At 65.6% G+C, this 26,137-nt stretch carries 26 protein-coding genes; 17 read left to right on the top strand and 9 right to left on the bottom strand.

Going from position 1 to position 26,137, the window contains the following annotated elements; all coding sequences use genetic code 11:
* The 13 genes from VH326_RS09300 to VH326_RS09240 form a co-directional block, all read left to right on the top strand.
* Positions 1-1,777, top strand: a 1,777-nt coding sequence (locus tag VH326_RS09300; RefSeq protein ID WP_329631540.1) for a cytochrome c oxidase subunit I, incomplete at its 5' end; no start/stop codon positions are given.
* The gene (locus VH326_RS09295; protein WP_329631539.1) at positions 1,770-2,381 is read left to right on the top strand and encodes a cytochrome c oxidase subunit 3; all 612 of its coding nucleotides are present in this window, start codon (positions 1,770-1,772) and stop codon (positions 2,379-2,381) included. The genes VH326_RS09300 and VH326_RS09295, both read left to right, overlap by 8 nt.
* On the top strand, positions 2,378-2,809 hold the full coding sequence (locus tag VH326_RS09290; protein ID WP_329631538.1) for a hypothetical protein: 432 nt from the start codon (positions 2,378-2,380) through the stop codon (positions 2,807-2,809). The genes VH326_RS09295 and VH326_RS09290 overlap by 4 nt, the downstream gene beginning before the upstream one ends.
* On the top strand, positions 2,809-3,132 hold the full coding sequence (locus VH326_RS09285) for a c-type cytochrome (protein ID WP_329631537.1): 324 nt from the start codon (positions 2,809-2,811) through the stop codon (positions 3,130-3,132). The genes VH326_RS09290 and VH326_RS09285 overlap by 1 nt, the downstream gene beginning before the upstream one ends.
* Positions 3,129-5,063, top strand: a complete 1,935-nt coding sequence (locus tag VH326_RS09280; protein ID WP_329631536.1) for a PQQ-dependent dehydrogenase, methanol/ethanol family — start codon at positions 3,129-3,131, stop codon at positions 5,061-5,063. The genes VH326_RS09285 and VH326_RS09280 overlap by 4 nt, the downstream gene beginning before the upstream one ends.
* A complete protein-coding gene (locus tag VH326_RS09275; RefSeq protein ID WP_329631535.1) occupies positions 5,041-5,628 on the top strand; it encodes a c-type cytochrome in 588 nt (195 codons plus the stop codon). Before VH326_RS09280 ends, VH326_RS09275 begins: the two co-directional genes overlap by 23 nt.
* Positions 5,625-6,599: a PQQ-dependent catabolism-associated beta-propeller protein gene (locus VH326_RS09270; protein ID WP_329631534.1), complete on the top strand. Its 975-nt coding sequence runs from the start codon at positions 5,625-5,627 to the stop codon at positions 6,597-6,599. The genes VH326_RS09275 and VH326_RS09270 overlap by 4 nt, the downstream gene beginning before the upstream one ends.
* Positions 6,596-7,393: a substrate-binding domain-containing protein gene (locus VH326_RS09265; protein ID WP_329631533.1), complete on the top strand. Its 798-nt coding sequence runs from the start codon at positions 6,596-6,598 to the stop codon at positions 7,391-7,393. Before VH326_RS09270 ends, VH326_RS09265 begins: the two co-directional genes overlap by 4 nt.
* Positions 7,394-7,460: 67 nt before the next feature.
* Positions 7,461-8,024, top strand: a complete 564-nt coding sequence (locus tag VH326_RS09260) for a helix-turn-helix transcriptional regulator (protein WP_329631532.1) — start codon at positions 7,461-7,463, stop codon at positions 8,022-8,024.
* Positions 8,025-8,080: 56 nt separating this feature from the next.
* The gene (locus VH326_RS09255) at positions 8,081-8,449 is read left to right on the top strand and encodes a hypothetical protein (RefSeq protein WP_329631531.1); all 369 of its coding nucleotides are present in this window, start codon (positions 8,081-8,083) and stop codon (positions 8,447-8,449) included.
* A gap of 39 nt (positions 8,450-8,488) precedes the next feature.
* Complete coding sequence (locus VH326_RS09250; protein ID WP_329631530.1) at positions 8,489-8,938, top strand: hypothetical protein; 450 nt, start codon at positions 8,489-8,491, stop codon at positions 8,936-8,938.
* Between the two features lie 53 nt (positions 8,939-8,991).
* Positions 8,992-9,498 (top strand): JAB domain-containing protein, encoded by a 507-nt coding sequence (locus tag VH326_RS09245; protein WP_329631529.1) that lies wholly within the window; start codon positions 8,992-8,994, stop codon positions 9,496-9,498.
* A complete protein-coding gene (locus tag VH326_RS09240) occupies positions 9,495-9,818 on the top strand; it encodes a response regulator (protein ID WP_329631528.1) in 324 nt (107 codons plus the stop codon). The genes VH326_RS09245 and VH326_RS09240 overlap by 4 nt, the downstream gene beginning before the upstream one ends.
* 18 nt (positions 9,819-9,836) lie before the next feature.
* Here VH326_RS09240 and VH326_RS09235 read toward each other — a convergent pair whose 3' ends face one another.
* From VH326_RS09235 to VH326_RS09220, 4 genes are all read right to left on the bottom strand, one after another.
* Positions 9,837-10,142 carry a HigA family addiction module antitoxin gene (locus VH326_RS09235; protein ID WP_329631527.1) on the bottom strand — a complete coding sequence of 102 codons (306 nt, stop codon included), beginning with the start codon at positions 10,140-10,142 and terminating at the stop codon, positions 9,837-9,839.
* Between the two features lie 249 nt (positions 10,143-10,391).
* Entirely contained in the window at positions 10,392-11,402 is a 1,011-nt protein-coding gene (locus VH326_RS09230; protein WP_329631526.1) for an LLM class flavin-dependent oxidoreductase, read from the bottom strand.
* Positions 11,402-12,304: an alpha-L-glutamate ligase gene (locus VH326_RS09225; protein WP_329631525.1), complete on the bottom strand. Its 903-nt coding sequence runs from the start codon at positions 12,302-12,304 to the stop codon at positions 11,402-11,404. The genes VH326_RS09230 and VH326_RS09225 overlap by 1 nt, the downstream gene beginning before the upstream one ends.
* Positions 12,305-12,427: 123 nt before the next feature.
* The gene (locus tag VH326_RS09220; RefSeq protein ID WP_329631524.1) at positions 12,428-13,702 is read right to left on the bottom strand and encodes an MFS transporter; all 1,275 of its coding nucleotides are present in this window, start codon (positions 13,700-13,702) and stop codon (positions 12,428-12,430) included.
* Positions 13,703-13,858: 156 nt separating this feature from the next.
* Here VH326_RS09220 and VH326_RS09215 point away from each other — a divergent pair, with 156 nt between their 5' ends.
* Positions 13,859-15,730, top strand: a complete 1,872-nt coding sequence (locus tag VH326_RS09215) for an ABC-F family ATP-binding cassette domain-containing protein (protein ID WP_329631523.1) — start codon at positions 13,859-13,861, stop codon at positions 15,728-15,730.
* A gap of 113 nt (positions 15,731-15,843) precedes the next feature.
* The gene (locus VH326_RS09210; protein ID WP_329631522.1) at positions 15,844-17,397 is read left to right on the top strand and encodes a CpaF family protein; all 1,554 of its coding nucleotides are present in this window, start codon (positions 15,844-15,846) and stop codon (positions 17,395-17,397) included.
* A 7-nt stretch (positions 17,398-17,404) separates the two neighbouring features.
* On the opposite strand, the gene VH326_RS09205 is transcribed toward VH326_RS09210, so the two are convergent.
* Entirely contained in the window at positions 17,405-17,833 is a 429-nt protein-coding gene (locus VH326_RS09205) for a hypothetical protein (RefSeq protein WP_329631521.1), read from the bottom strand.
* A gap of 102 nt (positions 17,834-17,935) precedes the next feature.
* Between VH326_RS09205 and VH326_RS09200 the strand changes: the two genes are divergently transcribed.
* Complete coding sequence (locus VH326_RS09200) at positions 17,936-19,135, top strand: aspartyl protease family protein (RefSeq protein ID WP_329631520.1); 1,200 nt, start codon at positions 17,936-17,938, stop codon at positions 19,133-19,135.
* Positions 19,136-19,175: 40 nt separating this feature from the next.
* On the opposite strand, the gene VH326_RS09195 is transcribed toward VH326_RS09200, so the two are convergent.
* The 3 genes from VH326_RS09195 to VH326_RS09185 all read right to left on the bottom strand — a co-directional run bounded on the left by VH326_RS09195 (position 19,176) and on the right by VH326_RS09185 (position 21,101).
* On the bottom strand, positions 19,176-19,373 hold the full coding sequence (locus tag VH326_RS09195) for a hypothetical protein (protein WP_329631519.1): 198 nt from the start codon (positions 19,371-19,373) through the stop codon (positions 19,176-19,178).
* 3 nt (positions 19,374-19,376) lie between these two features.
* On the bottom strand, positions 19,377-19,922 hold the full coding sequence (gene phaR, locus VH326_RS09190) for a polyhydroxyalkanoate synthesis repressor PhaR (RefSeq protein WP_329631518.1): 546 nt from the start codon (positions 19,920-19,922) through the stop codon (positions 19,377-19,379).
* Between the two features lie 150 nt (positions 19,923-20,072).
* On the bottom strand, positions 20,073-21,101 hold the full coding sequence (locus VH326_RS09185) for an alanine racemase (RefSeq protein ID WP_329631517.1): 1,029 nt from the start codon (positions 21,099-21,101) through the stop codon (positions 20,073-20,075).
* A gap of 258 nt (positions 21,102-21,359) precedes the next feature.
* Here VH326_RS09185 and VH326_RS09180 point away from each other — a divergent pair, with 258 nt between their 5' ends.
* Positions 21,360-24,437: a TonB-dependent receptor plug domain-containing protein gene (locus tag VH326_RS09180; protein ID WP_329631516.1), complete on the top strand. Its 3,078-nt coding sequence runs from the start codon at positions 21,360-21,362 to the stop codon at positions 24,435-24,437.
* A gap of 98 nt (positions 24,438-24,535) precedes the next feature.
* Here the strand turns inward: VH326_RS09180 and VH326_RS09175 are convergent, their stop codons facing one another.
* The gene (locus VH326_RS09175; RefSeq protein WP_329631515.1) at positions 24,536-26,128 is read right to left on the bottom strand and encodes an MFS transporter; all 1,593 of its coding nucleotides are present in this window, start codon (positions 26,126-26,128) and stop codon (positions 24,536-24,538) included.
* Between the last annotated feature and the right edge of the window lie 9 nt (positions 26,129-26,137).

Below are 26,137 nucleotides of genomic sequence, written 5' to 3'. Positions count from 1 at the left end.
CCTGATGTTCGGCGGGATCGAAGCCCTCATCATTCGCGTGCAGCTCGCCCGCCCCAACCAGCACCTGCTCACGCCCGATCGGTATAACCAGCTATTCTCGACGCACGGGATGACGATGATCTTCCTGTACGCCCTGCCGATCCTGTCGGGCTTCTCCAACTACCTGTGGCCGCTGCTGCTGGGCGCGCGCGACATGGCCTTCCCACGGCTCAACGCGCTGTCCTACTGGATCTACCTGGCGGCGGGTCTCTTCATGTATGCGGGCTTCGCCATGGGCGCGGGGCCGAACGACGGCTGGTTCAACTACGTCCCCTACGCCAGCCGCGACTTCAATCCGGGCCTCAACGAGGACTTCTATTCGCTGGGGATGATCTTCCTGGGCGTCTCGACCAGCGTCGGGGCGGCGAACTTCGTCGTCACCGTGCTGAAGTGCCGGGCGCCCGGCATGTCGATCAACCGGCTGCCGATCCTGATCTGGGGAACGCTGACCGCCAGCGTCGCAAACCTGATCGTGGTGCCCGCGGTCAGCCTCGCCTTCTTCCTGCTGTGGCTCGACCGCCAGTTCGGGACGAGCTTCTTCCTGCCCGCGGGCGGCGGCCAGCCGTTGCTGTGGCAGCACCTGTTCTGGATCTTCGGCCACCCCTGGGTCTACGCGATCGTGCTGCCGGCGATGGGCATGGTGTCCGACGGGCTGCCGGTGTTCTGCCGACGACCATTGGTCGGCTATTCGCTGGTCGCGCTGTCCACCGTCGCGACGATGGCGCTGGGGTTCGGGGTGTGGGTCCATCACATGTTCGCGACCGGCCTGCCCGGTCTCTCACTCAGCTTCTTTTCGGGCGCGTCGATCGTGATCACGGTGCCGAGCGCGGTCGCGGTGTTCGCCTGGCTGGCGACGATCTGGATGGGCAAGCCGGTCATCACCACCGCGTTCCGGTTCTTCGCGTCGATGATCCTGCTGTTCGTGATCGGCGGCGTGTCCGGGTTCATGACCGCGAGCGTGCCGGTCGACTGGCAGCTGACCGACACCTATTTCGTGGTCGCCCACATCCATTACGTGCTGATCGGCATCAACGTCTTTCCGGTGATGGGCGCGACCTATTTCTGGTTCCCCAAACTGACCGGGCGGATGATGGACGAACGGCTCGGCCGCTGGAATTTCTGGGTGTCGTTCCTGGGATTCAACCTCGCCTTCCTGCCGATGCACTTGACCGGCCTGCTCGGCATGCCGCGGCGGATCTGGACTTACGGCCCAGACATGGGCTGGACGACGCTCAACCAGATCACGACGGCGGGCAGCTTCCTGTTCGCGATCGGCATCCTGCTGTTCTTCATCAATGTCGCCAAGAGCTGGCGCGGCGGTGCGCCCGCAACCGCCGATCCGTGGGGCGGACCGACGCTCGAATGGTCGGTGCCGTCGCCGCCGGCGCCCTACAATTTCGCGGTGATTCCGACGATCGCCTCGCGCCATCCGCTTTGGGAAGAGGCGCTCGACGAGAGCCGCAATCGCAGCTCGCTCCATCGCGGGATGATGCTCGACCAGGGCAAGGAGACGCTGATCACCTCGCCGATGGACGCCGAGCCCGACCGAATCGTCGAAATGCCCGAGGATAGCTGGGCGCCGGTTTCGCTCGCCGTTGCGCTGATATTCCTGTTCGCGGCGTTGCTGTTCAAGGCCTGGGCCGCGATCGCGGTCGGAATGCTGCTGACGCTCGGCGCGCTGATCCTGTGGCTATGGCCGCGCCGGCGCTTGCTCGAACGGGAGCCGGCGCATGGCTGAGATGGTCGTCGCCCAACCGCAAAACCTGCCGGTCGGACCGGTCGGGCGGTTTGGTCTTGGCCATTGGGGCGTCGGTGCGCTGATCGCCAGCGAGGCGGCGTTGTTCGGCTATTTGCTGTTCAGTTATTATTATGTCGGCGCGACTGCCTTGCCCGGCTGGTTGCTCGAACCTCACCCCAAATTGTTTCCGGCACTGCCCAACACGATCCTGTTGCTCGCGTCGAGCGGCGTCGCGTGGTTCGGCGAGAAGGGCGTCGAAAAGGGCGACCGCCGCCAGGCGCTGATCGGGCTCGGCGGCGCGTTCGTGATGGGCACGGCGTTCGCGCTCGTCCAGCTCTACGAATGGTCGGGCAAGAGCTACGGCATGGGGACGACCAGCTACGGCTCGCTCTATTTCACGACGACCGGGCTGCACATGGCGCACGTGGTGGCGGGATTGATCATCCTGGCATGCCTGTTCGGCTGGGTCGCGTTCGATTTCTTTTCGCCGCGGCGCCGGATCGTCGTGTCGGGGGGCGTGCTCTACTGGCACTTCGTCGATGCCGTCTGGCTGTGCGTGTTCACGACCTACTACCTATCTCCGTACCTGGGATTCGCGCGATGACTGCAGAACCTGATCCCGCCCCCGAGCGCGCCCAGTTGTCGGGCGTTGTCGCATCCTTGCTGCTCTATACCGGACCGCTCGCCTGGCTCAGCCAGCTCTCGCTCGGCGAAATGCTGACGAGCTGGCCGTGTTTTCCGGGACCGCAACATCTCGAGATGCCGATGCCCGGCTACGACTGGACCCGGCTGGCGTCGATCATCCTGCTGGCGCTCGCCGCGGTGGCTGCCTGTGCCGCCGGGTTCGCGTCGTGGCGCATCTTTCAGTCGGTGCGCGAGGAACGCGAGGGCGGACACGACGCTTTGGTCGAGGTGGGACATGGCCGCACGCGCTTCATCGCGCTGTGGGGCATCTATCTTGGAGGAGGATTTGGCGTGGTGACTCTGTTGACGCTGGCCGGGTTCGCGATGGTGCCGCGATGCCTCGGGTGATGCTCCTCGCGCTCGTCCCGCTCGCCGCGTGCAGCCAACCGCGCGATTATGGCGAGGCGCGCGCGCTGATCGCGTCGCGCTGCGCCGCATGCCATACGGTGCCCGGCGTGCCCGGCGCGCACGGCAAGGTCGGGCCGACGCTGCAAGGCATCGCGAAGCGCCAGGTGATTGCGGGCAAGCTGCCCAACACGCCCGCCAATCTGCGGAGCTTCCTCGAGCACCCGCAAGCGGTCGAGCCCGGCGGCGCGATGCCCGAACTCGGCCTCACCGCGCAACAGGCCGCCGCCATCGCCTACTATCTCTACACATTGGACAAGCCATGAACCGACGCCTGACCCTTGGAATCGTCGCCGCTATCATCGTCATTCCAGTCGCGGTGTTCGGCGCGGAAAAGCTGGCCGCGCCGACCGCGACCGACGGCTATACCGGACCGCCGCCGCAGATGCCCGCTCCGGTCCTGGCGGGAATGGTGTTTACCCGCGAACAGATCGGCCACGCGCTGGCGCCGCCGACCACCAACATGGGCAAGGCCAAGCCCGCGCCGGGCGGATCACCGCAGGACGACGGGCAATGGACGATGCCGTCGAAGAACTACGCCTCGACTCGCTTTTCGGCGATGAACGAGATCACCCCGGCGAACGTCCGCAACCTGAAGACCGCGATCACCTTCTCGCTCGGCGTCAACAAGGGGCAGGAAGCCGCGCCGATCGTCGCCGGGAATACGATGTACATCGTCACCGCCTATCCCAACATCGTCTACGCGCTCGATCTGACCAAGCCCGGCGCGCCGCTGAAATGGAGCTATTCGCCCAAGCCGGCGCCGGCCGCGCAAGGCGTGGCGTGTTGCGACGTGGTCAATCGCGGCGGCACCTACGATGCGGGCAAGTACATCTTCAACACGCTCGACGGGCAGACGATCGCGGTCGACACCGCGACCGGCAAGCCGCTGTGGAAGTCCAAGCTCGGCAACATCAACCTCGGCGAGACGATGACGATGGCGCCCCTGGTCGCCGATGGCCGAGTCTATGTCGGCAATTCGGGGGGCGAGCTCGGGGTGCGCGGCTGGGTCGCCGCGCTCGACGAAGGCTCGGGCAAATTGGTATGGAAGGCGTACAATACCGGCCCCGACAAGGACGTGATGATCGGTGGCGATTTCAAGCCGTTCTACGCCTCCGACCGCGGTGCCGACCTCGGCGTTAAGAGCTGGCCCGCCGATGCGTGGAAGATCGGCGGCGGCAATATGTGGGGCTGGTTCACCTACGATCCCGATCTCCACCAGGTGCTGCACGGCACCGGCAATGCCGGGCCCTGGAACGCCGAGCAGCGCCCCGGCGACAACAAGTGGACCACCGGGCTCTTTGCCCGCGACCCGGCGACCGGGGCCGCCAAATGGTATTACCAGTTCACCCCGCACGACACCGACGACTATGACGGGATCAACGAGCAGATCCTGCTCGACATGCCGTTCGGTGGGAAAATCCACCACGTCCTGGCGCACCCCGACCGCAACGGCTATTTCTACGTCATCGATCGCGAGACCGGCCAAGTGCTGTCGGCCGACCCCTTCGGGCCAATCAATTCGTCCAAGGGCGTCGATCTCAAGTCCGGCGCGCTGATCGTCAACCCCGACAAGATCGCCAAGGTCGGCCAGGTCACGCGCGACATCTGCCCGACCGCGAGCGGCGCGAAGGACTGGAACCCGAGTTCGTTCAGCCCGGTCACCGGCCTGCTCTACATCCCGCACGAGAATATGTGCATGGACTGGATGAACCTGGAGGTGAACTACATTGCGGGCACGCCCTATGTCGGGGCGGAGGTCCACATGAAGCCCGGCCCGGGCGACGGGCATCGTGGTACGCTCACGGCATGGGACCCGATCCTGCGGAAGCCGGCCTGGGAGATCGCGGAGAAATTCCCGATCTGGTCGGGCACCGTCACCACCGCAGGCAATCTCGTCTTCTACGGCACGATGGACGGCTGGTTCAAAGCGGTCGATGCGACCAACGGGAAGATCGTTTGGCAACAGAAGCTCGACAGCGGGATCATCAGCCAGCCGATCAGCTATCGCGGGCCCGACGGTCACCAGTACATCGCGGTGCTGAGCGGCGTCGGCGGATGGTCGGGCGCGATCGTCTCGGGCCCGGTCGATCCGCGCGACGGGACCGCCGCGTTGGGCATGGTCAACGCGATGTCGGACTTGCCCAAATACACCACCGCAGGAGGGACGCTGTATGTCTTCACGCTCCCGCACTGACGCGGCCCTGGTGGGCGGCGCGGCGCTCATCCTGCTCGTGTCCGCCTGTCACCAGCACGATGCCGAGATGGCTCGCGCCGCGCCCGAACGCCCCGGCGTCATCACCTCCGCGCTGTTGCCGGGCGAGCCCAACAGCCTCGTCACCGACGACCAGCGCGCCTTGCCCTATTACGACAATGCCGAAGCGGTCACCACCGGCATGAAGCTGTTCAAGGCATACAATTGCTCGGGCTGCCACTCCAGCGGCGGCGGCGGGATGGGGCCGGACTTGATGGACGACGTGTGGATCTATGGCGGACGGCTCGCGCAGATCCACCAGACCCTGGTCGAAGGCCGCCCCAACGGCATGCCGAGCTGGGGCGGCAAGCTGCCCGACGAGCAATTGTGGCAGCTCTCCGCCTATGTCCGGTCGCTATCGCTGCCCGCGACGATCGCCGCCAACACCGGCAATACGCCGGGGCAGCGGCCGGCGCCGGTGCCGAAGGAGGCCGACGCGCATAACGGCTGGGCGCCGCCGCCGGGCACCACCAACGATTATACGACCACGACCGCAGGGCCCAAGTGAAGCGTTACGGGGGCGCGTGCGCGCTGGTGCTACTCGCGTCGTGCCACGCGGCGCCGTCGGGGCCGCACGACACCGTGTTCGTCTCGGACGAGAAGCTCGATCTGCTCCACGTGTTCGACGGCGCGACCGGCGAGGAGGAGGGCGTCGTCAAGACCGGCAAGCGCCCGCGCGGCATGGTCGTCTCGCCCGACGGCAAGTTGCTCTATGTCGCGGCGGGAAATTCCAACCGGATCGACGTGATTGATTTTTCGACCCGCAAGATCGTGCGATCGCTCAATTCGGGGAGCGATCCCGAGCGCTTCGCAGTGAGCGCGGACGGCAAGCAAATCTACGTCGCCAATGAGGATCACAGCACCGCGAGCATCATCGATGTCGCGTCGGACAAAGCCGTGTGCGAAGTCCCGGTTGGCGCGCAGCCCGAAGGCGTCGGGATAAGCCCGGATGGCAAGACGCTGATCGTCACCTCCGAAACCGCGAGCACCGCGCATTTCATCGACCCCGCCGCCTGCAAGCTGATCGACAGCGTGATCGTCGGCAACCGCCCGCGATCGGTGCTGTTCATCAAGCAAGGCAAGGAAGCCTGGGTCTCGTCCGAACAGCGCGGGACGATTTCGATCTTCGATCCCGCCACCCGCCAGATCATCCACACGATCGACCTCGTCGAGTTGCTGCCGCAGATCGATCCGGTACAGGCGGTCGAGATGCGGATCACGCGCGACGGCAAGCGCGTGTTCGTGGCACTCGGCCGCGGCAACCACGTCGCCGAAATCGACCCCGCGACTCGCGCGGTGGTGGGCACCTTCCCGGTCGGCGAGCGCAACTGGGGAATCGCGCTGTCGCCCGACGAACGCCGCCTCTACGCGGTGGGCGGGCTGTCGGGCGACATCACCGTGATCGACCTCAAGACCAACACGATCGAACGGACGGTCAAGCTCGGCGGGCAGCCCTGGGGCGCGGTTGCGGTGCCATGAAGCGCGCGGCGGTCCTTGTCGCGGTTCTGCTCGCCGGCTGTTCGGTGCACGCCGCCAAGCCGGTGCTGACGGTTTGTGCCGATCCCAACAATCTGCCCTTTTCGAACAAGGCCGGCCAGGGATTCGAGAATCGCATCGCCGATCTGGTCGCGCACGATCTTGGCCGCGACGTCCGCTATGTCTGGTGGGCGCAGCGCCGCGGTTACGTCCGCAACACGCTCAACGAAGCGAAGTGCGACATCTGGCCAGGGGTCGCGAGCGGGGTCGAAATGGTCGCCACCACGCGTCCTTATTACCGCTCGACCTACGTCTTCGTGACTCGCGCCGACCGCCCGCTCGCCGGGCTGACGCTCGACGATCCGCGCCTCAAGACGCTCTCGATCGGAATCCAGATGGTCGGCGACGACGGCATGAATACGCCGCCGGCGCATGCGCTTTCCGCGCGCGGCATCATCAGGAACGTGCGCGGGTTCATGCTCTACGGGGACTATGCGCGGCCCAACCCGCCGGCGGAGATCGTCCGCGCGGTTGCCGACAAGCGGATCGACGTCGCGATGGCCTGGGGCCCGCTTGCCGGCTACTTCGCCAAGCGATCGGCGGTGCCGTTGCGAGTCGAGCCCGTCACGCCATGGCTCGATCGCGCGCAATGGCCGATGGTCTACGATATCTCGATGGGGGTCCGCAAAACCGACCCGGCGTTGAAGCAGCAAGTCGAGACGATCCTTCGCCGCGAAAAACCGGCGATCGGCGCCATCCTAGCCCGCTACGACGTGCCCCAAATCAAGGCCGAATAGCCAACAATGGGACAGCGGCCAGCGTTCGATCTGTAAATTGCCGCCGAAACATGGTTTAAGCGGCCGCATGGACGATTCCGTTTTCGCTTCCCTGACGCCACGCGAACGCGAGTGCCTGCGCGGGGTGCGGGCATTGATGGGATCGGGCGAGATCGCGCGAAAGCTGGGAATCGCGACCGGCACCGTCGACGCCTATATCGCCACCGCGAAGACCAAGCTCGGCGCGCGCGACCGCAAGCATGCCGCCTTGATGCTTGCCAAGCATGAAGGCGCGCGCGAAATGGACGCCGAAATCGCCCCCCAGAAACTCGCATACGAGAATCTGGGGCTGGCGGGCGGGGCCGTCCAGCCGCCATCCCTCTCCTCGGTCGGGGGCGATCGGCTGAGCGGCACACTCAACGATTTCGTCCTCGACCGCCGGCGCTTCGGCGATACCCCGGCCCGCACCGATTGGCGCGGGATGATCGGGGAAATCATCGGAGGAGCGAGGCCGGGTGATTTGTCGACGACGACCAGAGGCGTGCTGATACTGGCGGCTACCGTGATCATCGGCTTTGCCTTTTTCGCGGTCAGTGCCGGGGTCGGTGCTCTCTACGGATTGGCGACCTTACTCCGTTCGCTTTCTCACTGACGCAGGCTGTCCCTAACTAGAGCGCGCCCGGCCCGGTCTGGCGCGAAGGAGGCTCTATGCGCGTCGATCCGACCAACCATCCGCAATACCAGAATATCCTGGCGGTTTCGGCCGCCGTCCTCGCCGCCGAGCGCGACGTCGACAAGTCGATCCTGGCGCTGTCGAACCTCGTCGCCACGACGATCGAGCAATATGCCGACGCCAAACTGCCAGCGCACATGGCGCAATCGGCGCTGACCAAACTTGCCCAGGCGCTCAGCGTGAATGTCGAAGGCCGTCGTTTGCTCGGTGAAGCACATCTCGAATACGGTCGTACCGCCAAGGTACTGGGCGCGACTCCCGACGATTGGGGGCCGAACTGGCCGTGCTATACCACTGAGGAAGCCGCCAAGCCGAAGCCTTCGCCGCTCCGTCGCGTCGCCTGACGCCTTGACGGGGATACGCCGCGATGGTCGACATCGAGGGTGATATTTTTCCTGTTCGCATTCCTGTGGCTCGGGTCGTGCGGCTATGCCTTATGGCGTGGCGGACAGCCCGAGCGCTTTGTCGCCATCATGTTTGTGGTGGCGGTGCTGTTGAACTGGGTGATTTACATTCCGAATCCGTGGCGGGGGGTGCAATGGGGCATTCTGGGCGTCGACACGGTGATGCTCATCCTGATGCTGGCGATTGCTTTTCGGGCAAATCGTTATTGGCCGATGGGCATGGCGGCCATGCAGTTGCTCGAAGTCGTGGGGCATCTGATAAAGCTGACCGACCCCGCCATGCTGCACGTGGTTTATTGGGTCAGCGCGGTGGTATGGGGCTATCCGATGTTGCTCCTGCTTTGGCTGGGCACGATCCGGCACCACAATCGCGTGAAAAAGTTCGGTCCCGAAAGGCCCTGGAGCGGCTCCTCGACCCCCTCTGTCTGAACGATCCGCGCGCACTTGCCGCGACGCTGATCGATCAATTCGGGTCGCTGCCATTGCTGCTTGCGGCGCCGCCCGCGCGGCAATTGCGCGCGACCGGCGATCCGCGCGCGGTCGCCTTGCTCCAGGCGGTCAGGCATGCGCTTCTCCAGGTGACGCGCGCCGACCTCGACACGCGCCCGGTGTTCCCCGACTCGCGCGCGTTGCGCGACTACCTGATGGCGCACCTCGCCGACGAGCCCAACGAGCATGTCCGGGTGCTCTATTTGACCGCGCACGACCGGCTGATCCACGCCGAGCTGCATTCGAGCGGCACGCCAAGCACCACGCCGTTCTGCGTGCGCACCATCGCCGCGCGCGCGCTCGAGGTCGGGGCGATGAAGCTGATCGTCGCGCACAACCATCCGTCTGGCCGTCGCGAGAGCAGCCGCGCCGACATCGCACACACGATCGCGCTCGAACAGGCGCTCGACGCGCTCGGTATCGATCTGGTCGACCATCTGATCGTCACGCGCGGCGGGTTCGCCAGCGTTCGGCTGGCGGCGCGGGCGGACGCGGCATGACGATCCGCGCGCTGCTGATCGACGACGATCCGGATACGCGGGCGCTCCTCGCGCTGGCGCTCAGCAGCGATGGGCGCTTCACGGTGGAGGCGATGTCGCGGTTCGACGCCGCGTCGGAGCTTCATCGCGACGCCGCGGGCTATGACGCGTTGCTCGTCCACCTCCTTGAAAGCGAAGGCGAAGGCGCGGCGCTGATCACCGCTATTCGGCAATGGGCACCGGCGCTGCCGATCGTCACGCTCGGCGCAGCCGGGACGATCGCCAAGCCGGTCGATCCCCTAGCGCTGCCCACGCAGTTGGCGGAGATGCTGGAGGCTTGAGGCCGACCGACCGCTCCGTCAGGCGGCCTTGAGCGTCGGGATTTGCGACAGTTCGTCTACCATCTTCGATGCCGTCGTCGCCAAATCATAAGCTAGCTGCATCCTGCCCCAAATCTCTGCGCCGTTACCGCAAAGTTTCCCGAGACGAAGCGCCATTTGCGGCGTCACCGGTTGGCGTTCAGCCAGCAACTCATAGAGCGTGTGACGCGAAACATGGAGCGATCGCGCGATCTCGGCCTTGCCGAGACCCAACGCGGGAAGAATGTCCTCGCGAAGGATTTCGCCCGGATGCGTGGGTCGCAAGCCCTTCAGTAATGACGTCATTTGAACCGGGCCCTCCTTGGCCTAATGATATTCCTCGAGATCGACCGCGACCGCATCCAGCCCTTCGAACCCGAACGTGATCCGCCAGTTGCCGTCGCACCGGGTCCGCATTCCGAACCGGAAGTTTTGACGCGATCCCCGTTTCCGCAAACTGCTTCAGCGCCTTGCTGCGGAACGACTTGATCATACCTGGGTGTAAGTCGACGCCCTACACTTTGCAAGCGAAAAGTGTAAGCCATGACCTAACGCCTAGTTCATCACCTGCGCGGCGAAGCGCTCCATTTCCTCCGCCTGCGGGCTCATCTGGAGAAGGAGCAGGTCGAGGCCCGCGGCCTCATATTCTTCGATGCGTTCCTTCAACTGTTCCGGCGTGCCGACCAGGTTCGGGCGCAAACCCCGATTGGACACCGAATATTCCTGGATCTTGAGTTCGCGCTCGAGTTGCGTGCCCGACAGCCACTGGTCGAAATTGGCGTAGCCTGCGGGCAGCTTGTCGACCGTGGTGATCCGCTCGAGCTCACGCTTCGCCTCGACCTCGCTGTCGCGAACGATCGCGTACGCCGCCATCCCGTATTGCATCGGCGCACCTCCGGTCGCTTCGCGCCGCGCCGCCATGTCGGCGATTTTGGGCGCGATCGCGTCGGCGGCGTCGCCGTGCATGACGTACGCGTCGCACTGCGTCGCGATCATCGTCTTGGCCTTCTCGCTCTCGCCGCCGGCATAGACGGTGGGTCGCTTCGCCGGCTTGGGGCTGCAGATCGCGTCCTCGGTCGAATAGAATTGGCCGTGGAAGGTGAAGCGATCCTCGGTCCACAGCCCATCGACGACCTTGAGCCATTCCTCCGTCCGCGCGTAGCGGTCGTCATGCTGGTCGAACTGCAGGCCGTATTGTTTGGCTTCATCGGCCCACCACGACGACACGACGTTGAGCGCGAGGCGCCCGCCCGAGATGCGATCAATGTTCGCCGCCGCCTTCGCAAACAGCGCCGGATGGTGGAAATTGGGCCGCACCGCGACCATCAGCTCGATACTCTCGGTCACCGCCGCCAGCGCCGCCGCGGTCGACCATGCGTCGAGCGCGGGCTGCTCGACTCCCTTGATATCGTTGAGGTTGAGCTCTGCGATCAGCGAGAGATCGTAGCCGAGCTGCTCCGAGCGTTGCGTCAGCGCCTTCACATAATCCCAGCTCGCCGCCATCCCCTCGTCGGGCACGTTGCGCAGCCAGCCGCCGAACACCGGCATCCAGTAACCGTAACGCATCAGCGAGTCTCCGCGATCAGGGTATCGAGCCAATCGATCAGCCGTTCGTGCGGATCCCAGCCAAGTACGTTCAGCGGCTGCGCGACGAAATTGGACAAAGCGTTGATGTCGTAGAAGCGCGGAAGGCCGTCGCGGTCGTCGATCATCACCTCGACCCCCCCCACGTCGAGGTTCATCGCGGCGGCGATCCGTTCGGCGGCGTCGACCAAGTCGGACGAAGGCTCGGCCGCGCGCATGCTGATGTTCGAATCGGCGACGCAGGCATCCGCCGGGCACAGGTCGAATGCGCCGCCCCCGGCGATGTCGATCGCGTAGAGATATTGGCGGTCGAGCGTTTCGATCCGCGTGATCTCGCCGCCGCGCGCCGGCACGTAATCCTGCACCAGCAACACGCCATCGACGCTCTTGGGCAACTCGCCCTCGTTCACCGCCCAGCGCAGTTCGGCCATGTTGTCGAACCGCATGATCCCCGCGCCCGACCCGCCGATATTGGCCTTCACGACGAGCGGGAAGGCGAGCGTCGCGGCGGCGGCTTCCACGTCGGCGGCGCGGTGGACGATTCGAGTCTCGGGGATGGCAAGGCCGAGGCTGGCGATCAGCGCGAGTTGGCGCGCTTTCGAGGCATCGATCGCCATCACGTCGGGCCCGTTGACCACCCGCGCGCCCGAGCGCCGCCAATGATCGAGCAACGCGATGGTGTGGAAGATCGGGTGCTCGTCGGCGCGCAGGAAGCTCGACATCGCGATTCGGTTGAGCACCACCGGCGCCGGGATCGCGGAATCGGCCGGGTTCCAATGCCCGTCGGCGCCGAACGCGGTGTAGTCGACTCCGCGCCGGTCGAGCGCGGCGAACAAAGGCGCGAACCACTGCGGATGTTCGTAGAGAATCGCGAGGTCGGTCATCTTTATCCGTCACCCCGGCCGCAGTGCCGGGGTCCGCGTCGCCCCGACCGACTCCGCCGAGCCTCCTGCCGGTCGCTTGCCGCTAGGCGGACCCCGGCACAAGGCCGGGGTGACGAAAAATTATTACACAGCGACCGTCACGGGTTCATCGACCGTCGCATAGGTCTGCCCCTGCCGCCACAGCAGCAGCGCGAGCACCATCGACGCCACCGACGCGCCGATCCAGAACGCGACCACGCTCGAAAAATCGTAATGGTGCGCGCCCGCGACCGTCGTCGTGCCGCGATCGATCAGCGCCCCGGATACCTGCTCCTGAATCGCCGAGCCGAGATAGGAGAACGTCCCGATCACCCCGAGCGCCGCGCCGACGACGCGCTTTGGCACTAGGTCGGTCGCGAACAGCCCGGTGGCGGTGACCAGCCCGGTCATGCCGAGCCCGAACAGCACCATGCCGAACACCAGCACGGGGGTCGTGCCCGGGCCGTAGAAGATCACCAGCATCCCGACGATCTCTACCATCGCGAAGATCAGGTTGGCGGGCGGACGGCGCCCCTTGAAGACCAGGTCGGAGCAATAGCCATAGGCAACCGCGCCGGCGATGCCGGCGAGGTTGCTGATCAGGATCAGCGTCCCCGCGCTGGTCAGCGACAGCCCATGGGCTTCCTGGAGATAGAGGATTCCCCACGAATTGATCGCGTAGCGCGTGACGTAGATCAGCGCGCTGGCGAGCCCGAGCAGCCAGATCGACGGGATCGCCAGCACCGCGGCCTGCGCCTTGAGCACGTCGATCGGCCGCGACCCGACCTCGCCGGTTCGGCGCGGATGGTGAAGATTGGGGATTAGGGCGAGGGCGAGCAACGCGGCGACTCCGCTCAAGACCGCCGCCGACCAATAGCCCCAGCGCCACCCCCACCACGTCACCGCCGCGGTCACCGCGAGGAACGTCAGTCCCTCGCCGATCGAGTGCGACGTGCTCCAGATGCCGTAGGCGCGGCCGCGCTGCGCGTCGGGAAACGCGGCGGTCAGCGCGATCACGCTGCCCGGAGCGCCGGCGCTCTGGAACCAGCCGTTCAATCCCCACAGCAATGTCGCCATCGCCACCCCGGTCGTCGCGCCCATGCCGAGGCAGCACAGGCCCGACAGCGCGAACCCGGCGACGATGAACAGCCGCACGTTGATATGGTCGGCGATGAAGCCGTTGAAGAACTTGCCGATCGCGTAAGCGAGGAACAGCGCCGATCCGATCGTGCCGAACTCGCCGGCGGTGAATACGCCGCCGTCGATCAGCGGCTTCTTGATCACCCCGATCGCGAGGCGGCACGTATAGGTCAGGCCATAGCCGAGCGTGATCGCGACGAGGATGCGATAGCGGACGGCGTTCGCGGTCTCGGTCGTCATCGAAGCCCTCCCGGTTCGACGTGTAGCGTCGCCCCTCCCAATCGTCACCCCGGGCTCGACCCGGGGTCCCGCTTCTCACCGACCGGGAAAATAGCGGGACCCCGGCTCAAGGCCGGGGTGACGAGAAGGCTTTCCTCCCCTACAGGGCGCCCAATCATGCTAAACCTGACCGACATCACGGTCCGCCTCGGCGGGCGGACGATTCTCGACGGCGCGACCGCCAAGCTGCCGCCGAAGAGCCGCGTCGGGCTGATCGGTCGCAACGGCGCGGGTAAGACCACCTTGGTCCGCGTGATCGCCGGGATGCTCGATCCCGATACCGGCAGTGCCGACATGCCGCGCGGCAGCCGGCTCGGCTATATCGCGCAGGAAGCGCCCGCGGGCGCAGCGACGCCGTTCGAAACGGTGCTCGCCGCCGATATCGAGCGCGCCGCGTTGATGCACGAGGCGGAAACCAGCCACGACCCCGACCGGCTGGGCGAACTTCACGAGCGATTGAATGCGATCGACGCCCACGCCGCGCCATCGCGCGCCGCGCGCATTCTGGTCGGGCTCGGCTTCGACGAACCGGCGCAGCACCGCCCGCTCGACAGCTTTTCGGGCGGCTGGCGGATGCGCGTCGCGTTGGCGTCCTTGCTGTTCTCGCAGCCCGATCTGCTGCTGCTCGACGAGCCGTCGAACCATCTCGACCTCGAAGCCGTGCTGTGGCTCGAGGATTTCCTGCAATCCTATCCCGCGACGATCCTGATCGTCAGCCACGAGCGCGATTTCCTCAACAACGTGGTCGACCACATCCTCCACCTCGAGCGCGGCAAATTGTGGCTGTATCCCGGCGGGTACGATTCCTTCGAGCGCCAGCGCGCCGAGCGCCAGGCGCAGATCGCCTCGGCGCGGCAGAAGCAGCAGGCCGAGCGCGAGAAACTGCAGGATTATGTCGCGCGTAATTCGGCGCGCGCCTCGACCGCCAAGCAGGCGCAGAGCCGTGCCAAGGCGCTCGCGCGGATGCAGCCGATCGCCGAACTGGTCGACGATCCGTCGCTGAGCTTCGACTTCCCCAGCCCGGCCGAGCTGCGTCCGCCGCTGATCACGCTCGACCTCGCCAGCGTCGGCTATGGCGATACCCCGGTGCTCAGCCGCCTCAATCTCCGGCTCGATCCCGACGACCGAATCGCACTGCTCGGCCGAAACGGCAACGGCAAGACCACCCTGGCCCGCCTGCTAGCGGCGCAACTCGCGCCGATGGACGGATCGATGAACGCGTCGGGCAAGATGCGCGTCGGATACTTCACGCAATACCAGATCGAGGAGCTCGACGCCGACGACACCCCGCTCCAGCACATGACGGTGCAGATGCGCGGCGCGAGTCCCGGCGCGGTGCGCGGGCAGCTCGGCCGGTTCGGCTTTTCGGGCGACAAGGCGATCACCAAGGTCGGCAAATTGTCGGGCGGCGAGCGCGCGCGGCTCGCGCTCGCTTTGATCACGCGCGACGCGCCGCACATGCTGATCCTCGACGAGCCGACCAACCATCTCGACGTCGATGCGCGCGAAGCGCTGATCCAGGCGCTCAACGCCTATTCGGGCGCGGTGGTGATCGTCAGTCACGACCGCCACATGCTCGAGATGACGGCGGATCGCCTGGTGCTGGTCGATGCCGGCACCGCGAAGGAATTCGACGGCAGCCTCGACGATTATATCGCGTTCGTGCTCGCGAAGGACGCGTCCGACACGGCGAAGGAAGTGTCCAAGCTCAACAAGAAGGATGCGCGGCGTGCCGCCGCCGAAGCGCGCGAGGCGAGCCAGGGACTGCGCAAGGCGGCGAAGGCGGCGGAGGCGGAGCTCGCCAGGCTCAACGAGCAACGCAGCGCGATCGACCGCGCTATGTTCGATCCCAAGTCTGCGGCGGCCGACCTCGCCAAGCTGACGATGACCGACCTGATGAAACGCCGCGCCGATGTGGAGGCGAAGATCGACGCCGCCGAAGCCGCGTGGATGGAAGCGAGCGAGAAGCTCGAGGCGATCGCGGCGTAACTATTCCAGGGGGGCGGCCCCTTCCCGCCCAACTCTCCCGCGCCTCGCATTGGTTAGTAAATTGTCAAAGCTTCGCCCGTACGACCGGTCGGGACTATGAAGGGATTCACGGCATGAGCGCGTTTGGGCGCCGTAACGGACTAGGCGCTGGAACCGCCGGGCGGCCGGCGTTCGGCGTCGCAAAACCGATGCAGGGCAGCGGCGGCGCGCGGTCCGAGCCAGACGTCGCGGAGCAGTTTCCGCCGCTCCCGGGTGGACAGGATCCCACCCTCGCAGCCACGCCGCCCGATATCGCCGCCGGCACGCCCGCGGGCAACATGCCGGGCGTCCAACAGGACGCGATGCAGCGCCTCGCCGATCGCCAGAACGCCAGCGCCGAATCGGGCAGCTCGCGCGGCGAAGGCTTCGAAGCCTCGGTCCATAAGATCAAGGAACAGGTGCTGCCGCGCCTGCTCGAACGCGTCGACCCAGAAGCCGCCGCCACGCTCAACAAGGACGAGCTGGCCGAGGAATTCCGCCCGATCATCGGCGAAGTGCTCGCCGAGCTCAAGCTGACGCTCAACCGCCGCGAGCAGTTCGCGCTCGAAAAGGTGCTGGTCGACGAATTGCTCGGGCTCGGGCCGCTCGAGGAATTGCTCGCCGACCCCAACATCTCCGACATCATGGTCAACGGGCCGGACCAGACGTTCATCGAACGCAAGGGCCAGCTCGAGCTCGCGCAGATCCAGTTCCGCGACGAGGAGCATCTGTTCCAGATCGCGCAGCGCATCTGCAACTCGGTCGGCCGGCGCGTCGACCAGACCACGCCGCTCGCCGACGCCCGCCTCAAGGACGGTTCCCGCGTCAACGTCATCGTCCCGCCGCTCAGCTTGCGCGGCACCGCAATCTCGATTCGTAAATTCTCCGACAAGCCGATCACGCTCGACATGATGGCCGGGTTCGGATCGATGAGCCCGAAGATGGCGACCGCGCTCAAGATCGCGGGTGCCTGCCGGTTCAACGTCGTGATCTCGGGCGGTACCGGTTCGGGCAAGACGACGATGCTCAACGCGTTGTCGAAGATGATCGACCCCGGCGAGCGCGTGCTGACGATCGAGGACGCGGCCGAATTGCGGCTGCAACAGCCGCACTGGCTGCCGCTCGAAACGCGCCCGGCGAACCTCGAAGGGCAAGGCGAGATCACCATCCGCGATCTCGTCAAGAACGCGCTGCGTATGCGCCCGGATCGCATCATCCTCGGCGAAATTCGCGGGTCGGAATGCTTCGACCTGCTCGCCGCGATGAATACCGGCCATGACGGATCGATGTGCACGCTCCACGCGAACAGCCCGCGCGAATGCCTCGGCCGCATGGAGAACATGGTGATGATGGGGGACATCAAGATCCCCAAGGAAGCGATCAGCCGCCAGATCGCGGACTCGGTCGAGCTGATCATCCAGGTCAAGCGCCTGCGCGACGGTTCGCGCCGCGTGACCAACATCACCGAGGTGATCGGCATGGAAGGCCCCGTCATCGTGACGCAGGAGCTGTTCAAGTTCGAGTATCTCGACGAGAGCGCCGACGGCAAGATCGTCGGCGAATATCGCTCGATGGGGCTGCGCCCCTACACGCTCGAGAAAGCGCGCCAGTTCGGGTTCGACCAGGCGTTTCTGGAGGCTTGCCTTTAACGAAAAGTCAGAGTCGCTTGCACTTGACCGTCTCGACGATTGCCACGTCCACGCCCCCACGAAAGATGGAGGTGAGCGTCAGCGCGTCGGTGTCCAAGCCGATCATGGCGTCGAACGGCTTTGGTCCGTCCAGCTCGACATAGTCGGCCACGACGGCGTCATCCGCAAAAGTGACCGTGCATCGCGGCGTTACTTCCTTAAGTGTGTCGCGCGCGATTTTGTCGAACCAGGCGCAGATCGGTCGACGGCCAAGCCCGCCACTCCGGCCTTCCGAAAAACTGAACTCTTTGGTGTCTCGGTCGATCTGGACGATATCGGTCTCGCCTTTGACCTTTGCACAATCGTAGCGCTCAACCACCGCGTTGGCCGCGTTGGCCGCCAACAAAACACCTGCTGCCATTGCAAAAGCGATTCGCTTCATCGCGATCCCCTCCATCGTATCGAAATTATCAGCGCCGCAGGCTCATGGCCAGCAACGCAAGAACGGGGTTAACACGCCGCTAACGCTGTTCCGGCGGCGGGCAGGCCGCGCTATGGCATGACCATGCGCCGGCTGCTCCCGCTTCTCGCCCTCCTCCCCGCGCCGCTCGGCGCGGCGATGGCGCCTGCCATGCCGCTACCGCTCCCCGACCGCACGACGCTCTCGCCCGATGCCGAGGCGCAGTGGGTGTCGTTCGACCTCACGCCCGGCAACCAGATCGCCTTCACGATGACGATCGACGGGCGCCCCGCTCTGGCGATCCTCGACACCGGGTTCAGCCAGTCGGTGATCTCGCGCCGTTGGGCGAGCGCGGCGGGGTTGCGGATCGGTGACGGCGGGCGCGGCATCGGCGTCGGCGGCTCGGTCGCGATGGGCGCGACCAACGGGCGCACGCTGGTGATCGGCGGAATGACCAAGACCGGCGGGCGATTGGGCGTGCTCGATCTGCCGACGAGCGCGACTGGGGGTACCGCCGCGGTCGACGCGGTGATCGGCAGCGACCTGTTGCGCCCCTATGCGCTCGACATCGATTTCGCCGCGCATCGCTTTCGCCTGCTGCCCAGCGGCCGGATGCCGTTCGCGGGGCGAAGCGCGCCGCTATCGCTGTCGGGCCGCGACCAGCTCTACATCAGCGAGATGCGCGTCGGCGACACGCGGCTGCGGCCGATGATCGTCGATACCGGCGATGGTGCTACGATCACCGTATCGACCGATGCCTGGCGCACGATCGACGGCGCGCGGCCGGCGACGACCACCACCGTTTCGTACAGCGTCGCCGGGCCGGTCCAGTCGGACCTCACCGTGCTGCCCGAGGTCGCGGTCGGCGACGCGACGTTGCGCGGTGCTGAGACGCTGATCGAATCGGGCGGCGGCTTTTCGACCCGGATGGGCGCGGCAGGCCGGATTGGGATCGGTTTCCTGCAGCGTTTCCGCGTGCTGCTCGATCCGCGCGCGGGGCGGATGGTGATGGCGGTCACCCCCGACACCGACCGGCCGGCGCTGCGCTCGACCAGCGGACTGCTACTCGCGACCGGCGCCGATCGCCTTCGCGTGCTCCACGTCATGCGCGGCAGCCCGGCGGCTGCGGCGGGATGGAAGCCCGGCGACGAAATCTGCAGCGTCGACGGCACCGCGATTTCCGCCGCTTATGCCGGCGAGCCGATCGCGGCGTGGCCCGCCGCGGCCCCGGGGCGCGTGGTGCGGCTCGGCATGTGCGGCGGCGGCGTCCGTGCACTGACGCTCGAAAGCTTCTACTGAGTCCGAGCGGCTCACGCCGGTTGGCGGAAGCGCATCAAAACTAAAGGTTCACCGCGACGCTGAACGCGACCACCGCCGCCACCAGCGCGAAGAACTGAACGCTGCGCCAGTCGAGCAACGCCACCCGGTCGAGATCGTCGCGCTTGCGATGCCGCCAGTCGGCCACGCCTGCGAGAGAAGCGACGACGAGCGCCAGCGCGATCGCGGCTTCGGCGATCTGCTTGCCCGACCAGTCCATGCGCTAGTGCCCGAGCTTGTCGATCTTTTCCCGCAACCGCGCGAGCTCGGCCTTGAGCGCGGCGACATCCTCATCGTTGCTCACGGGCGCGGTCTCTTTGGCGCCGGCGGGTTTGAACGCCTGCGTCGCGGCCTCAAACATCTGCATGTTGCGCTTGGCGATCTCCGCGAACGGGGAATTGGCGAACGCGCCCTCGACCGCGGTCTTGAACTGCTCGTGATTGCGGCGAAAGCTGTCCATCGAGGCTTCGAGATACCCCGGCACCATCGCCTGCATCGAATCGCCGTACATCGCGATCAACTGGCGCAGGAAATTGACCGGCAGCATCGTCTGGCCGCGGCTTTCCTCCTCCATGATGATCTGCGTGAGGACGTTGTGGGTGATGTCCTCGTCGGTCTTGGCGTCGACCACCTTGAAGTCGCGCCCTGCGCGAGTCATCGCCGCCAGGTGGTCGAGCGTGATGTAGGACGAGCTTTCGGTGTTGTAGAGCCGCCGGTTGGCGTACTTCTTGACGATCACCGGGCCATCGCCCGCCGCGTGCTTCTTCATGCGCCTGGCGCCCCTGTGCAGCTTCGCCGCCTGCCTAGAACGTTGCTTGACGCACCGCAACATGCTGCGCGGAATATCCGCAGCATGACGTAGGGGCGCTCGATAAAAATCTGTTGTGCGATTGCAGCGCGGGCGGTGCAGGCCGAACGCTCACGGCAAGCGATCGAACCGATCTCCCAGCCCGGTCAGCAATTCGTATTGCGACATGCCCGATTCAGCCGATGCGCGCGGCAAATCATAATCGAGCTCGAGCCAGTCGCCTTCCGCCACCGCCTGCCCCGTCACGTCGACCGCAATCAGGTCCATCGACACACGCCCCAGCACTGGCAGCGCGACGCCTTCGCACATCGCCCGCCCCCGCCCCGAAAAGCCCCGCCAATAGCCATCGGCATACCCGATATTGAGGATCGCAACCTCGGTATCGGCGGGCGCGGCCCAGGTCGCGTTGTAGCCGACCGTCTCGCCCGCTCGCACTCGGCGGCGCTGCAGCACCTGCGCCTCGGGCCGCGCGACCTGGACGATTGCGCCGGCAAGTTCGCGCCGCGGGACGCCGCCGTATAGCGCAAGGCCCGGTCGAGTGAGGTCGAACGCGTAATCGGTGCCGAGCGCGATCCCGGCCGAATTGGCGAGGCTCAGCCGCTCGGCGCGCACGCCGGCGGCCATTGCGACGAAGCGGCGGCGCTGGTCCGCATTCCTGGGCGAATCGTCGTCGGCCGAGGCCAAGTGGCTCATCAGCGTGTCGGTCGCGAGCCCGTCCAGCGCACCCGCCGCGAGATCCTCCGCGCTCAAACCGAGCCGGTTCATCCCGGTGTCGAGCATCACGTCGCACGCCCCGCCCCCGGCTTCACGCCAGCGCGCCACTTGCGCCGCGGTGTTGAGCACCGGCCGAGCGATCCCCGATCGCGCCGCGGCCATGTCCTCCGCGCGGACCCCGTGAAGCACCGCGAGGCCGGGCAGCCCAAGCGGCGCGAGCGCCTCGGCCTCCGCCCAGGTCGCGACGAAGAAATCGCGGCACCCGGCAGCGGCGAGCGTGCTCGCCACCCACGCGGCACCGAGCCCGTAACCATCCGCCTTGATCGCCGCGCCGCACGCCGCCGCGCCGCTCAACCGCGCCAGCGCGCGCCAATTGGCGACGAGCGCGTCCGCGTCGCGACGCAATCGAAGAGGAGCGGGAACCATCGCGGCTGCGTAGCGACAGGTCAGCCCGGATGCTAGCCGACCGGCGATACCGGCTGAATGCCCTCGCGCCTGGATGAATATGCGTCAGCGCTTATGTCCTTCGGTGATAAAATTGATACAAATTGATACAAATCGCCATATTTTGACATAAATTGAGGAGGTACGCGGCTCCATCCGCTTGCCAGAAAGGTCCGGAACGGTTTTGTGGGCCAACGCGCTTAGGGAAAAAGCGCCTTCTGGTTTGGGGGTCTCACAACAATGAAAATTTCGCACCTTTTGGCGGCGACCGCGCTTGTTTCGTGTGCAGCGCTGGCACCGGTAACCGCGTTTGCTCAGACCGCGCCGAAACCCAACGATACCACGGTCGTCCCCGATCAGGTCAGTGGGTCCACCACGCCCGGAACGACGACCGACACGGCCAATGCCGACGGTTCGGACAAGAGCGCCGGCGACATCGTCGTTACGGGCTCGCGGATCCGCAACAGCCGCTACAAGGGTGCCGATCCGGTCACCGTGCTGACGCGCGACGATGCGATCGCAAATGGTTTCAGCACAACCACCGATCTTCTGCAGAGTAATGCAGTCACCAACGGCACGTCGCAGATCAACAATGCGTATGGCGGCTATGTCACCAATGGCGGTCCGGGCGCAAACACGGTGTCGCTGCGCGGCCTCGGTACGTCGCGCACGCTACTTCTGCTCAACGGCCGTCGGCTTGCCCCATCGGGCTCGCGCGGCGCGGTGGGCGCGGCGGATCTCAACTCGCTGCCGAACGCGATGGTCGACCGGGTCGAGGTCCTCAACTCCGGATCGTCGTCGATTTACGGTTCGGACGCGGTCGCCGGCGTGATCAACGTCATCACGCGCAGGAAAATCAACGGAATCGAATTGAACGGCGAAGTGAACGTGCCGCAAGTCGGGGCCGGTGTACAAAAGCGTCTCGGGCTGCTGTTCGGCGCCTCGGGCAACCGCTTCGAGATCGATGGCTCGCTGGAATATTACCAGCGCGATGCGCTGACGTATGGCGACCGCGATTTCATGCAATGCCAGATCGGTGGCCGCTATAACGGCACCGGCGGCGGCTATGGTTCGGGCGACTTCATCGATCCCGCGACCGGTCAGCCGAAATGCTATGGCATCGTCAACGGTACCGGCGACAGCGGTCTGACGATCAACACCATCGGTCTCCCCACGGTCGCGGGCAGTTCGGTTGCGTTGGCGGCGGGCGTTCCCGCCGGATACGGGACGTTGCCGACAACCGCCGGCTACGGCACGATTGCGCAACAGGTCTGCAACCGCTTCCGTCCAAATGCGGCGGTCACGACGGGAGCCTATCCGGGCTATGAGTGCGTCGGCGGCGGCTTGCTGTCGACCAACATTCGCGACACCTTCCCTCGCAGCCTGCTCAATCAGGCCCTCATCTCGCCGACCGAAAACTATAACGGCTTCTTGTCGGGCTCCTACAAGCTGCATTCGCTGGGCGACGCCGAAGTCTATGCCGAACTGCTCGTGTCGCGTCGCAACTCGAGCCAGTTGGGTGAGCGGCAGTTCACCATCGACTATAACCAAGGCAGCCTGTTGTTGCCGACCGCCCTGCGCAACGGCAATTTCGGCACCTGCAGCCAGGCCAGCTTCCCGACGTGCATTACCGGCACGCCGGTCGCCGCGCGGGTCTTTGCGAACTACGGCAACTACAACAACTATCAGACGTCCGACTTCGTGAAGTTCGGTGGCGGCATTCGCGGCAACCTGCCGTGGAATTTCCACTATGACGCCTACGCCAGCAAGTCGTGGTCGGACTCGCGTTACACCACCGATTTGATCCTGACGAGCCGCTTGGCGCAGAGCCTGGATGTGGTGGCATCGGGGTCCGGGTTTGCTTGCCGCAACCCGACCGGCGGCTGCGTCGCCGCTCCGCCGCTGAGTGCAGCGATCATCGGCGGCGACTTCTCGCAGTACCAGTCGTTCCTCAACTACGTAGTCGCCCCGGTCACGGGAACGACGAAGTTCCGTGAGACGACCTTCGCGTTCAACATCGACGGTCCGCTGTTCAAGCTGCCGGGCGGTAGCGCGCAGATCGCCTTGGGTGCCGAGCGCCGCACGCAAAGCATCGACGACACGCCCTCGACCGAGAGCCAGAACGGCAATCTCTACGGCTTCACTTCGTCCACGATCACCCGCGGCAGCGACGCCGTGTCCGAAGTGTTCGGCGAGTTGCAACTGCCGGTGCTGCACGATCAGATCATTCACGATCTGACGATCAACGGGTCTGCGCGTTACACGAACTATCGTTCGTACGGCGGCAACACGACCTATAAGATCGGCGGCGTGCTGGCGCCAACCAAATGGTTGCTGTTCCGCGGCAGCTACGGCACGTCGTTCCGCGCGCCGCAGCTGTTCGAACAGTATCTGGGTGCGACCTCAGGCTTCCAAGCTGCCTCGAGCGACATTTGCGGCAACTTGACCGCGGCATCATCGCCAGTCCGCGTCCGCAACTGCGCAGCCGACGGCGTGCCGCTGGGCTTCACCCCGACGAACGGAATCCAGGTCAATCAGCGCGGCGGCGCCGCGTCGGGCCTCTCCGCCGAAAAGTCGCGTAACATCAACTTCGGCGGGGTGCTCTCTCCGCGGTTCGGCAACATTGATGTGTCGCTGTCGGCCGATTACTTCAACGTTCGCGTCAATAACGGCGTCAGCCAGCTGAGCTTCTCGACGATCCTCAGCCAATGCTATGACGATCCCGCCTTCCGCGCGAATGCTGTCTGCAATCTGGTGGTTCGCAGCCCTGTCGCACCGTACAGCCTGATCGTGACCACCGGCTATGTGAACATCTCGAAGTCGGTGTTGCGCGGTATCGACTATAACGCCCGCATCGGGCTGCCGCTGGGCCCCGGCAAGCTTACCCTCAACGCCGCCGTGACTCAGTACCTGCAACGTTACAACCAGACGCTGCCGACCGATCCGATCACGGAGTTGACCGGGCTGTACACAGGCAACGCGTATCCGCGCTTCACCGGTGTGTTCGACGGCACGTATGCGGTTAATCGCTGGAGCATCCACTACAGTCTCGAGTGGACGCAGCATCTCGACAGCAATGCCTATTTCGGGGGCGGTCCGACCTATAACTTCAAGACTCCCGATTACTTCCTGCACTCGCTGTCGGGCACCTATCACGGCGACAAGTTCGCGATGACGATCGGCGTCCGCAACCTGCTCAATACCGATCCGCCCAAGATTTCGTCGGGTGCAGTCAACCGTATCGGCGATTCGCCGCTGTACAGCGGGTTCGACTTTGTCGGGCGTTCGTTCTTCGTGAACGTCTCGACGAAGTTCTGATCAGGAACTGAGCGAAAAAGAAGGGCCGGGCGATCAGCGGATCGCCCGGCCCTTTTCGTGTCGGCTGTCGGCCCGACACCCCTCGGCACCGAGGATCGTCAGCCCGGGTGCGGCTCGTCCTTCCACTTCAATCCCCACAGCGCCACCAGCAAAGCGACCAGCACGACCCACCACGTATACCACAGCCCGCCATAGGGATTGCCCGTCTTGGCGACGATCAGCTGGCTGATGAACGGCAGGAACCCGCCGAAATAGCCGGTGCCGATGTGATACGGGATCGACATCGAGCTGTAGCGGATGCGCGGCGGGAACATCTCCGCGAGCAACGCCGCGACCGGGCCATAGGTCGCCCCCGCCAGCGCGCTCATCACCAGCATCGCGAACAGGATCGCGGCGATCCCGATCCAGGTCGGCTTGACCTTGTCGAGCTTGTACCCCGCCGCGGTCAGCGCGGCGTCGAGCCCGGCGGGGCTGGTGTCGGGCACCGCCTCGCCGCCGATCAGCACCACCACCGCGGGGGTCGATCCCTTGGTATAGGCAACGCCCTTCTTCGAGAAATAATCGAGCAGCTTGCCGCACTCGTCCACCTGCGCCTTGGCGAACGGATCGTAGCTGCAATGCGGCCCCGACACGATCACCGGCGCGCGCGCATTGGCATGCGCAAGGCCGGGGTTGGCCGCGCTTCCCATCACCCAGAAGATCGGGAACAGCAGCGCCAGCGTCAGCGCGTAGCCGATCACGATCGGCGCCTTGCGCCCGACGCGGTCGGACAGCCGCCCGAACAGCACGAACCAGAACAACCCGGCCAAGCCGCCCGCCCCGACGATCAGCTGCGCCGTCGTCTCGTCGACGCGCATCGTCGTCGTCAGGAACGACAGCGTGGAGAAGAGCGCGGTGTACCAGATCACCGTCAGCCCGGCCGCGATCCCGAACAAGGCGACGAACAGCCGCTTCAAATTGCCGGGATAGGTGAAGCTCGCGACGAACGGGTTTTTGACCGTCTCCCCCGCTTCCTTGAGCGCGCGGAACACCGGGCTCTCGCTCAGCTTCAATCGCATCCACAGCGACACCGCGAGCAGACCGAGCGAGAACACGAACGGGAAGCGCCACGCCCATGCCGCCCACGTGTCGCCGCTCACCACCAGCTTGGTCAGCAGCACGACCGCGAGGCTGAGGATGAAGCCGCCCGCGACGCTGGCCTGGATGAAGCTGGTGTAGAACCCCGCTTTACCCGGCGGCGAATGCTCCGCGACATAGATCGCCGCCCCGCCATATTCGCCGCCCAGCGCGAGGCCTTGGAGCACGCGCAACAGGATCACGATCCCCGGCGCCCACAGCCCGATCCGGGTCGCCGGCGGGATCAGCCCGACCCCGGCGGTGGCGATGCCCATCATCGTGATCGTGATCAGAAAGGTGTATTTGCGCCCCAGCCGGTCGCCGAGGAACCCGAACAGCACTGCCCCGATCGGCCGGAAGCCGAACCCCACCGCGAAGGTCGCCCAAACCAGCAACGTCTGCAGCGTGACGTTGTCACCGGGAAAGAACGCCTTGCCGATGATCGAGGACAAGGTGCCGTAGATGAAGAAGTCGTACCATTCGAACAACGTGCCGAGCGACGACGCCGCGATCACCAGCCGGATGTCCGACACGCTGGGATCGGGCCGCAATTCCTCGGGTGCCATCGTCGCCATGCTTTCCCC

The sequence above is a fragment of the Sphingomonas sp. genome (assembly GCF_036269755.1).
Classification (GTDB): domain Bacteria; phylum Pseudomonadota; class Alphaproteobacteria; order Sphingomonadales; family Sphingomonadaceae; genus Sphingomonas.
Note: the sequence above shows the minus strand (reverse complement) of the source record. Positions and strands in the feature narration are given on the sequence as shown.

What these genes read in the sequence shown, in the direction of transcription:
- VH326_RS09295 (WP_329631539.1), top strand. Translation starts at nt 1,770, where the DNA reads ATGGCTGAGATGGTCGTCGCCCAACCGCAAAACCTGCCGGTCGGACCG.
- VH326_RS09290 (WP_329631538.1), top strand. Translation starts at nt 2,378, where the DNA reads ATGACTGCAGAACCTGATCCCGCCCCCGAGCGCGCCCAGTTGTCGGGC.
- VH326_RS09285 (WP_329631537.1), top strand. Translation starts at nt 2,809, where the DNA reads ATGCTCCTCGCGCTCGTCCCGCTCGCCGCGTGCAGCCAACCGCGCGAT.
- VH326_RS09280 (WP_329631536.1), top strand. Translation starts at nt 3,129, where the DNA reads ATGAACCGACGCCTGACCCTTGGAATCGTCGCCGCTATCATCGTCATT.
- VH326_RS09275 (WP_329631535.1), top strand. Translation starts at nt 5,041, where the DNA reads ATGTCTTCACGCTCCCGCACTGACGCGGCCCTGGTGGGCGGCGCGGCG.
- VH326_RS09265 (WP_329631533.1), top strand. Translation starts at nt 6,596, where the DNA reads ATGAAGCGCGCGGCGGTCCTTGTCGCGGTTCTGCTCGCCGGCTGTTCG.
- VH326_RS09260 (WP_329631532.1), top strand. Translation starts at nt 7,461, where the DNA reads ATGGACGATTCCGTTTTCGCTTCCCTGACGCCACGCGAACGCGAGTGC.
- VH326_RS09255 (WP_329631531.1), top strand. Translation starts at nt 8,081, where the DNA reads ATGCGCGTCGATCCGACCAACCATCCGCAATACCAGAATATCCTGGCG.
- VH326_RS09240 (WP_329631528.1), top strand. Translation starts at nt 9,495, where the DNA reads ATGACGATCCGCGCGCTGCTGATCGACGACGATCCGGATACGCGGGCG.
- VH326_RS09235 (WP_329631527.1), bottom strand. Translation starts at nt 10,142, where the DNA reads ATGACGTCATTACTGAAGGGCTTGCGACCCACGCATCCGGGCGAAATC.
- VH326_RS09230 (WP_329631526.1), bottom strand. Translation starts at nt 11,402, where the DNA reads ATGCGTTACGGTTACTGGATGCCGGTGTTCGGCGGCTGGCTGCGCAAC.
- VH326_RS09225 (WP_329631525.1), bottom strand. Translation starts at nt 12,304, where the DNA reads ATGACCGACCTCGCGATTCTCTACGAACATCCGCAGTGGTTCGCGCCT.
- VH326_RS09220 (WP_329631524.1), bottom strand. Translation starts at nt 13,702, where the DNA reads ATGACGACCGAGACCGCGAACGCCGTCCGCTATCGCATCCTCGTCGCG.
- VH326_RS09215 (WP_329631523.1), top strand. Translation starts at nt 13,859, where the DNA reads ATGCTAAACCTGACCGACATCACGGTCCGCCTCGGCGGGCGGACGATT.
- VH326_RS09210 (WP_329631522.1), top strand. Translation starts at nt 15,844, where the DNA reads ATGAGCGCGTTTGGGCGCCGTAACGGACTAGGCGCTGGAACCGCCGGG.
- VH326_RS09205 (WP_329631521.1), bottom strand. Translation starts at nt 17,833, where the DNA reads ATGGAGGGGATCGCGATGAAGCGAATCGCTTTTGCAATGGCAGCAGGT.
- VH326_RS09200 (WP_329631520.1), top strand. Translation starts at nt 17,936, where the DNA reads ATGACCATGCGCCGGCTGCTCCCGCTTCTCGCCCTCCTCCCCGCGCCG.
- VH326_RS09195 (WP_329631519.1), bottom strand. Translation starts at nt 19,373, where the DNA reads ATGGACTGGTCGGGCAAGCAGATCGCCGAAGCCGCGATCGCGCTGGCG.
- phaR (WP_329631518.1), bottom strand. Translation starts at nt 19,922, where the DNA reads ATGAAGAAGCACGCGGCGGGCGATGGCCCGGTGATCGTCAAGAAGTAC.
- VH326_RS09185 (WP_329631517.1), bottom strand. Translation starts at nt 21,101, where the DNA reads ATGGTTCCCGCTCCTCTTCGATTGCGTCGCGACGCGGACGCGCTCGTC.
- VH326_RS09180 (WP_329631516.1), top strand. Translation starts at nt 21,360, where the DNA reads ATGAAAATTTCGCACCTTTTGGCGGCGACCGCGCTTGTTTCGTGTGCA.
- VH326_RS09175 (WP_329631515.1), bottom strand. Translation starts at nt 26,128, where the DNA reads ATGGCGACGATGGCACCCGAGGAATTGCGGCCCGATCCCAGCGTGTCG.